This window comes from Sphingomonas sp. CCH9-F2, from assembly GCF_001556735.1.
GTDB lineage: Bacteria > Pseudomonadota > Alphaproteobacteria > Sphingomonadales > Sphingomonadaceae > Sphingomonas > Sphingomonas ginsenosidimutans.
Genome location: NZ_LSJO01000546.1, coordinates 1 through 5,937, shown reverse-complemented (window position 1 = coordinate 5,937; position 5,937 = coordinate 1). Strand labels below are relative to the sequence as shown.

The 5,937-nt window shown below is 65.1% G+C and carries 7 protein-coding genes and 1 pseudogene; 1 reads left to right on the top strand and 7 read right to left on the bottom strand.

Translation table 11 applies throughout. From position 1 onward, the window contains the following. Positions 1-78: 78 nt before the first annotated feature. A complete protein-coding gene (locus AX685_RS15385; RefSeq protein ID WP_066490197.1) occupies positions 79-714 on the bottom strand; it encodes a hypothetical protein in 636 nt (211 codons plus the stop codon). 1 nt (position 715) lies between these two features. Beyond that, positions 716-1,006 (bottom strand): hypothetical protein, encoded by a 291-nt coding sequence (locus tag AX685_RS15380; protein WP_066490195.1) that lies wholly within the window; start codon positions 1,004-1,006, stop codon positions 716-718. Between the two features lie 1,134 nt (positions 1,007-2,140). Here AX685_RS15380 and AX685_RS21750 point away from each other — a divergent pair. Further along, complete coding sequence (locus AX685_RS21750) at positions 2,141-2,470, top strand: hypothetical protein (RefSeq protein ID WP_197418646.1); 330 nt, start codon at positions 2,141-2,143, stop codon at positions 2,468-2,470. Between the two features lie 34 nt (positions 2,471-2,504). On the opposite strand, the gene tnpC is transcribed toward AX685_RS21750, so the two are convergent. The 5 genes and pseudogenes from tnpC to AX685_RS23205 all read right to left on the bottom strand — a co-directional run. Beyond that, a complete protein-coding gene (tnpC, locus tag AX685_RS15370) occupies positions 2,505-4,109 on the bottom strand; it encodes an IS66 family transposase (RefSeq protein ID WP_066490192.1) in 1,605 nt (534 codons plus the stop codon). A gap of 57 nt (positions 4,110-4,166) precedes the next feature. Further along, on the bottom strand, positions 4,167-4,520 hold the full coding sequence (gene tnpB, locus AX685_RS15365) for an IS66 family insertion sequence element accessory protein TnpB (protein ID WP_066490190.1): 354 nt from the start codon (positions 4,518-4,520) through the stop codon (positions 4,167-4,169). After that, positions 4,517-4,978 carry an IS66-like element accessory protein TnpA gene (gene tnpA / locus AX685_RS15360; RefSeq protein ID WP_066490187.1) on the bottom strand — a complete coding sequence of 154 codons (462 nt, stop codon included), beginning with the start codon at positions 4,976-4,978 and terminating at the stop codon, positions 4,517-4,519. Before tnpA ends, tnpB begins: the two co-directional genes overlap by 4 nt. 312 nt (positions 4,979-5,290) lie before the next feature. Then, positions 5,291-5,713 (bottom strand): hypothetical protein, encoded by a 423-nt coding sequence (locus AX685_RS15355; protein ID WP_020486653.1) that lies wholly within the window; start codon positions 5,711-5,713, stop codon positions 5,291-5,293. Beyond that, positions 5,710-5,937: pseudogene (locus tag AX685_RS23205) on the bottom strand (Fic family protein); the annotation flags it as partial. The gene AX685_RS15355 and the pseudogene AX685_RS23205, both read right to left, overlap by 4 nt.

Below are 5,937 nucleotides of genomic sequence, written 5' to 3'. Positions count from 1 at the left end.
ACGTGTGCCATCTCTATCTGGCGCGGATTGTGTCTTTTCTAACTGGCAGGAACAAGAGCGTAACGGCTCAGCGGCGCCTCAAGCTGCCCCAATCGCGGCCGGCGCTTCGATCAGCCATCGCCCGACGACCCGCTCGAAATCGACATACGGGATCCGATCTGGGTGAAACTCTAGCACGGCCGCCAGATCGGGCAAGTCGGCCAGAAACGCCTTATAGACGCGCTGCACGCGGTCGGCGCTCGGCAGCTCGCGACGCGACACGTTGGCGAGCCAATCACGCGCCTCGCGAAGTGCTCGAGTCGGGTCGCCCCCATGCTCGTGGATGTCCATGCCAGCCAGATCGGAGATGAAACGCTGGTAGCGGAACTGCTCCACGTCGAGGATCAGGATACGCTTGACCTTCTGATGTTGGCCACCGTAGCGCTTGGCGCCAAGGAACAGCCCGAGTTCGAGCGGCATGTTGAAGCGCGGCAGGTTGTTGACCGCGTCCAGCTCGGTGCGTGACAGGTCATGAATGCCGTAGCGGCACTGCTCGATTAGAGCGAAGATCTTGTCAATCCGAGTCTGGCCACCGTCATCCAGTTCGCGCGCCGAGCGCGGGCGAAAGCCGCAGACGAGAATGGCGAAGATCAGTGCGCGGAACGTTGGCGCGAACGCATCGTCGAAGGGGCAATTGATGAAGACGTCATCCGTCGACGTCTGAACGACCGGCAAACTACTTCTTCTTGGCCAGAACGCTCTTCACTGCCGCGGCGATACGCTGGTCGGAGACGGTCGCCTTCTTGGTTGCCACCGGCGCCAGAACGTAACGGCCCGTCGCTGCGCTGCGCCCGAGCACGCCTGGCTTGCTCCCCTTGGTGGTAATCGTATCGGACCGGGTCGCCATGACAGTAATATGCGCCTCCCCGTCTCGCCGCGCAAGCGGCGTCCATGGCACCGGCCCGACTAGCGCGATCGTTCCCGTCGCGACGTCGAAGCTGATTGCATCGGCAAAGGGTCGGAGCACCTCGCTTGGACTTGCTTAGGTGATCGGCAGGCTGACTTCGCCGACGGTCAGACCGCTCGTCACCAAGGTCAAGCACCGCCCTGTTTCTCGGATCGCGCACGACTCCCCCGCTGATCCCGTCCAGCGCCACCGAGCTGATCCGTAACAGCCTGATCTCGCCGCGCTGGATGGCTGAGATCACAGCGCTTCTTAAATCATAAGCAGGAGCCGCCGAGAGCGTACACTCGAGCGGCTTCTGGACTGGCAAGCAATTCCTGCCGGCGGGTCTCGCGACAGTAAGCCTAGCTCACGGGCAAGCTCAAGAGCGTCAAATTGCCATGCGACCCTGATCCAGCAGACTGAGGGTTGTCATGACCAGCGCGGATTTAGCTCTACGCCTTGCCTAGTGCGCGCATCGTATCGGGCAATAACGTGTACACCGCCTCGCGCCGGGCGCCTCGATTGTGGTGATCTACTCGCCAGCCCTCATAGTGGCGCCGGACCAGCCCTGCCCGGACCAGCTCGGACACCGCCCGGCTGACATTACACCGGCCGGAGCGGCGCACCCGCTCCAGCACCACTTGCTCCACTAGTCGTGACGCTGCGTCAGGGTCTCCTGGCAGCTGCTCCTGCCCTGCCAGTTCCACCCTCACCTGCTCGGCCAGCGCTGCCCGCTTATGATCGCGGGCTGCCATGGGAGCGAGGGAGTCGCACAACCAGTCGCGCAGCCGAACGGCCTGCCCCTGCCGGAGGACGTAGGGTCCTGCCTTGCCCCCCTGCCCTGCCGCGCGCGCGATCAGGTTCAAGACCATGAAGGCGTAGCGCGGCCGGGTCGACACCTGCGCGATAACATCGATGATCGACGGCAGACCCTCGGCTAAGGGCGTCTGGGACGAAATCCTCGGCGGGGCCACCGGGGATGCGGAGAACAAGTCACCTTGAATCATGGGAACAGGAGAAGCACGAAACGGGAATCGTGTGAATCCCTTCCGGTTCGTATGCGTCCGGCCAGTGCCGTATCATCTAAAACTGACGGTCCACCGGGCAGCGACTAGCGAACCCTTCGGAGCGAGCATATGGTAGCGCATGGCAGAGGCGCACCGACGCTCCCTCCGGGTAGCACTCATTGTTCTCGCAATCGTGATTGGCGCTGCCGTGTCCATCGGTGAGCGACTGATTTTTGCGGCTGCGTTGAGCCGTGACATCGATCTGAGCGAAATTGGCGTGGTCACAACCAATGCCGTGCTGACAGCATTTCCTTTTCTGTATTTGGCACTTCGTTCCTCTACGCGGCTCCTGCCGTGGCTACTTGGCTTGACACTTACGTTGGCAGCTAACGGGTGGTGGCTTGCAAAGGGTATTGCCTACCAGCGAGCGCCGGACGGCTCCGGAGTTGATATGTTCGGCGCACTGCTCATGCTGCTCTCACCTTTCATCGTCACCGTTATAGTAGCAGTTCTCGACAGACCTGCGGCTCGCCGTTGAACGGCACGCGCACAAGGCTTTCTACCCGGATGATTCAGGTGTTGGAGAAATGCCACGGCGCGAGCTCACCGATGCGGTTTGCCGGATGCCCGTCGGCGATCCGGGTAAGCACATCGCGCAGCCAGGCTTGCGGGTCGACGAAGTTGAGCCGGGCGGTCTGGATGAGGGTGTAGATCGCCGCTGCCCGCTCACCGCCTTTGTCGGAACCGGCGAAGAGATAATTCTTGCGCCCGAGCGCGACGGGCCGGAGGCAGTTCTCGGCGCGGTTGTTGTCCGCCTCGAGCCGCGCGTCGTCGCAGAAGCGGGTCAGCGCCTCGCGCCGCTTCACGGCATAGCGGATGGCGTCCGCCAGCGCGCCCTTGCCCGAGATACGGCGCATGGTGTCTTCGGCCCAGCTGAAGAAGCCGTTCACGCCCACTCTGACGACTTTGCGTCGGTCGAGCCGGTCCTCCCGCGGCAACCCGCGTCCCAGCTCTTCCGCCTCATACATCAGGTCGATCATGCTCACGCCGGTGCGTGCCGTGGTCGAGCCTGTCGCCTTCCAAACGTCGTAGATCTTGCGCCGGACATGCGCCCAGCACGCGACCTCGACGATGGGGCCGGGCTGTCGCCGTCCATCGTACAGCTGGTCGTAACCCGCATAGCCGTCCGCCTGCAGGAACCCGCTGAAGCCAGCGAGGTGCGCGCGCGGTCGGTCACCCTTGCGGTCGGGCGTGTAGAAGTAGGCTGCTGCCGGTGGACCGATGCCCTGCCAGCCCCGGTCATCGCGGGCATAGACCCAGAGCCTTCCGGTTTTCGTCTTGCCACTGCCCGGCGCCAGCACCGGGACCGGCGTGTCGTCGGTGTGGATCTTGTCGGCCGCAAATACATGGGCACGGATGTGGTCGACCAATGGCTGGAGCAACCAGCTGACCTGGCCGACCCAGTCCGCCATGGTCGAACGGTCGAGGTCGACACCTTCGCGGGCGTAAATCTCCGCCTGCCGGTAGAGTGGCAGATGGTCGGCATACTTGGACACCAGCACGTGCGCGAGCAGGCCGGGACCGGCCTTGCCGCGCGGAATGGGCAGCGCCGGTGCGGGTGCCTGGGTGATGGCGTCACAGCGCTGGCAGGCGAGCTTGGGACGGACGTGACGGACGACTTGGAAGCGGCCGGGCACATACTCCAGCACCTCGGTCACGTCCTCGCCCAACGCCGACATGGTCCCGCCGCACGCGCCGCAGCCATCCGCGTGCGGGGCGGCGTGGACGACTTCCTGGCGCGGCAGGTGGTCGGGCAGTGGCAGGCGCTTGGGGCGGCGCTTCTCGCGGGCGGGTGGCGGCACACCGGCGTCGACGGACGCGCTGGTCGCCTCGGCCTCGACGGTCTCCAACTCCTCCAGCCGCAGCTCCAGCTGCTCGATCTCACGGGTGAGCCGCTCGGACGACTGGCCGAACTGCATGCGCCTGAGGCGCGCCAGCTGGACCTTGAGCTTCTCGATCTCCAGCGCGGTCAGCTGAATGGTCGCCTTGGCTGCGCGAAGCTCGGCAACGGTGCCGGCCAACTCCGCAGCGGTGGCTGCGTGTTGGGCCTGCAACGCCTGTGCGAAGGCGCGCAGTTCGTCCGGGTCGGAGGGGAGATCGACCATCGCCAGCGACATGGCCCATCCTACCACCGGGCCGACTCAGGCCAAGCGAAAAGGACCGAAAAGCGCCGTTTAGATGAGGGTCGGCGCGGTCACCGGGGCCAGCGCTACGGTGCGTCGCCAGTCGATGCCCTCGATGAGCAGTGCCAGCTGCGCGGGGCTGAGTACGATGCCGCCATCGACCAGCGGGGGCCAGACGAACCGGCCCTTCTCCAGCCGCTTGGCGAACAGGCACATGCCCGAGCCGTCCCAGTACAGCGCCTTGAGATAGTCGCCACGCTTGCCCCGGAACACGAACAGGTGACCCGAATACGGGTCGGCGCCGAGCACCTGGCTGGCGAGCGCGGTCAGTCCGTCGAAGCCCTTCTGCATACTCACCGGCTTGCAGGCGAGATACACCTTGGTGCCCGGCGCCAGCGCTATCACGATGCATGCCCCAGTGCCCGCAGCACGCGGGCGAGCGCCTTCTCGTTGACGTAGCTGTCGACCGACAGTCGGACACCGCTGGCCAAGTCGATGTCGATGCTGCCCGGTCGCGTCCCTGGATGCGGGCGAACCAGGTCTTCCGCCGGTGCCGCAGATGGCGACGGCTTGGCGGGTGCCGGTGCAGGTGTGGCCGGCATCAGCGCCATACTCGGTTCAGTCGGAACGACGTCCGTCACCACGCCATACGGGATGAACTGCAACGGCTCGCTGGCGATGCTCACCGCCTTCCGCTGCGCCGAACGCCAGTTGTAGATGAGGCTCTCCGCGATGCCGAGCCGCTGCGACACCTCGCGCACCGTCACGCCCGGCGCCGACGCCTCGGCGACCACCGCCGCCTTCTCCGCCTCGCTGTAGGTCCGCCGGCGCTCCGTCCGGGTGATGACCTCCATCCGCCCCATCTCCTGACCTCCTTCTGGACTCCAGAAGGAGACCACCACAGGTCCAGACATCGATGGCTACGCCGGTTTGGACAACACGCGGCTCACCGGACGGTTACTCCGGTTCGGCCGGCGGCGTTTCTGTCGGCTGCGACACTTTGCCGCTGGGCAAAGTGTCGCGATTGGCATTTCCAAACTATCTACTTGTGGGCGTCCACACTCCTGATCGGCCTACACGCAATCAGTACCCGTTTTCGCTCGACCGGAAGCCATTCGGCTGCGCGCGGTCCGCCGTTCTGTCGTGGAGCGGCAGCCCGAACTCTACGCCAAGCGCTAACTGTCGTCGGCCCTCTCGCCGGTGTCCGCGGCGTCCGGTTCCAACCGCCTCCACGACCATCCCGCTACCGCGAGCGCTCTGTCGATCCAAGTGGCAACGTGCCCTGGCTCGCCGCTGCAATACCAGGTGAGATAGTCTCCCTCCTCGCGCACCCAGGACACCACCTCGCCGGCCCGCCTGAAGCCGTAGGAGACGTCCATGCCATCTGGACCGGACCAACGAATGTTGGCGAGCGCACACCAGAGGTCGACAGCGCACGCGCCATCCGCTCTCACCCGTTCGCCGAGAACACGGTCGAGGATGATCTCGAATGCCTTGTAGGGTCGGTAAACACGGCTGCTGGGCTGACCCTGGAAGTCGTTGCGGCTGAAGAACGGGAAGGTTGCCTCCGTCGAGTTGATCCGCATCATCGCGGTCACGACACCTTACCATTGGCCGCCCCGTGTCGCACCGCTGATGATTCCAGCGGCTGACGCAAGCCGCTACGCGCTTCTGGGAACAGTCCCGGCATCCAGCGCCCCGCCAGCGTGGCAGGAAAGGCGATCTGCAGGGGCGCCCGGGAACTGTCGGCCGTCAGCACGCCGAGACTCGTCAGCGCGGAGGTAACCCGGCGCGCTTGGCGTTCGCCAGTGCCGACGATACT

Bases quoted from the DNA above. Each gene is read 5' to 3' on its own strand.
- tnpC (WP_066490192.1), bottom strand. From the start codon at position 4,109: ATGTCGCTGGCGATGGTCGATCTCCCCTCCGACCCGGACGAACTGCGC.
- tnpA (WP_066490187.1), bottom strand. From the start codon at position 4,978: ATGGGGCGGATGGAGGTCATCACCCGGACGGAGCGCCGGCGGACCTAC.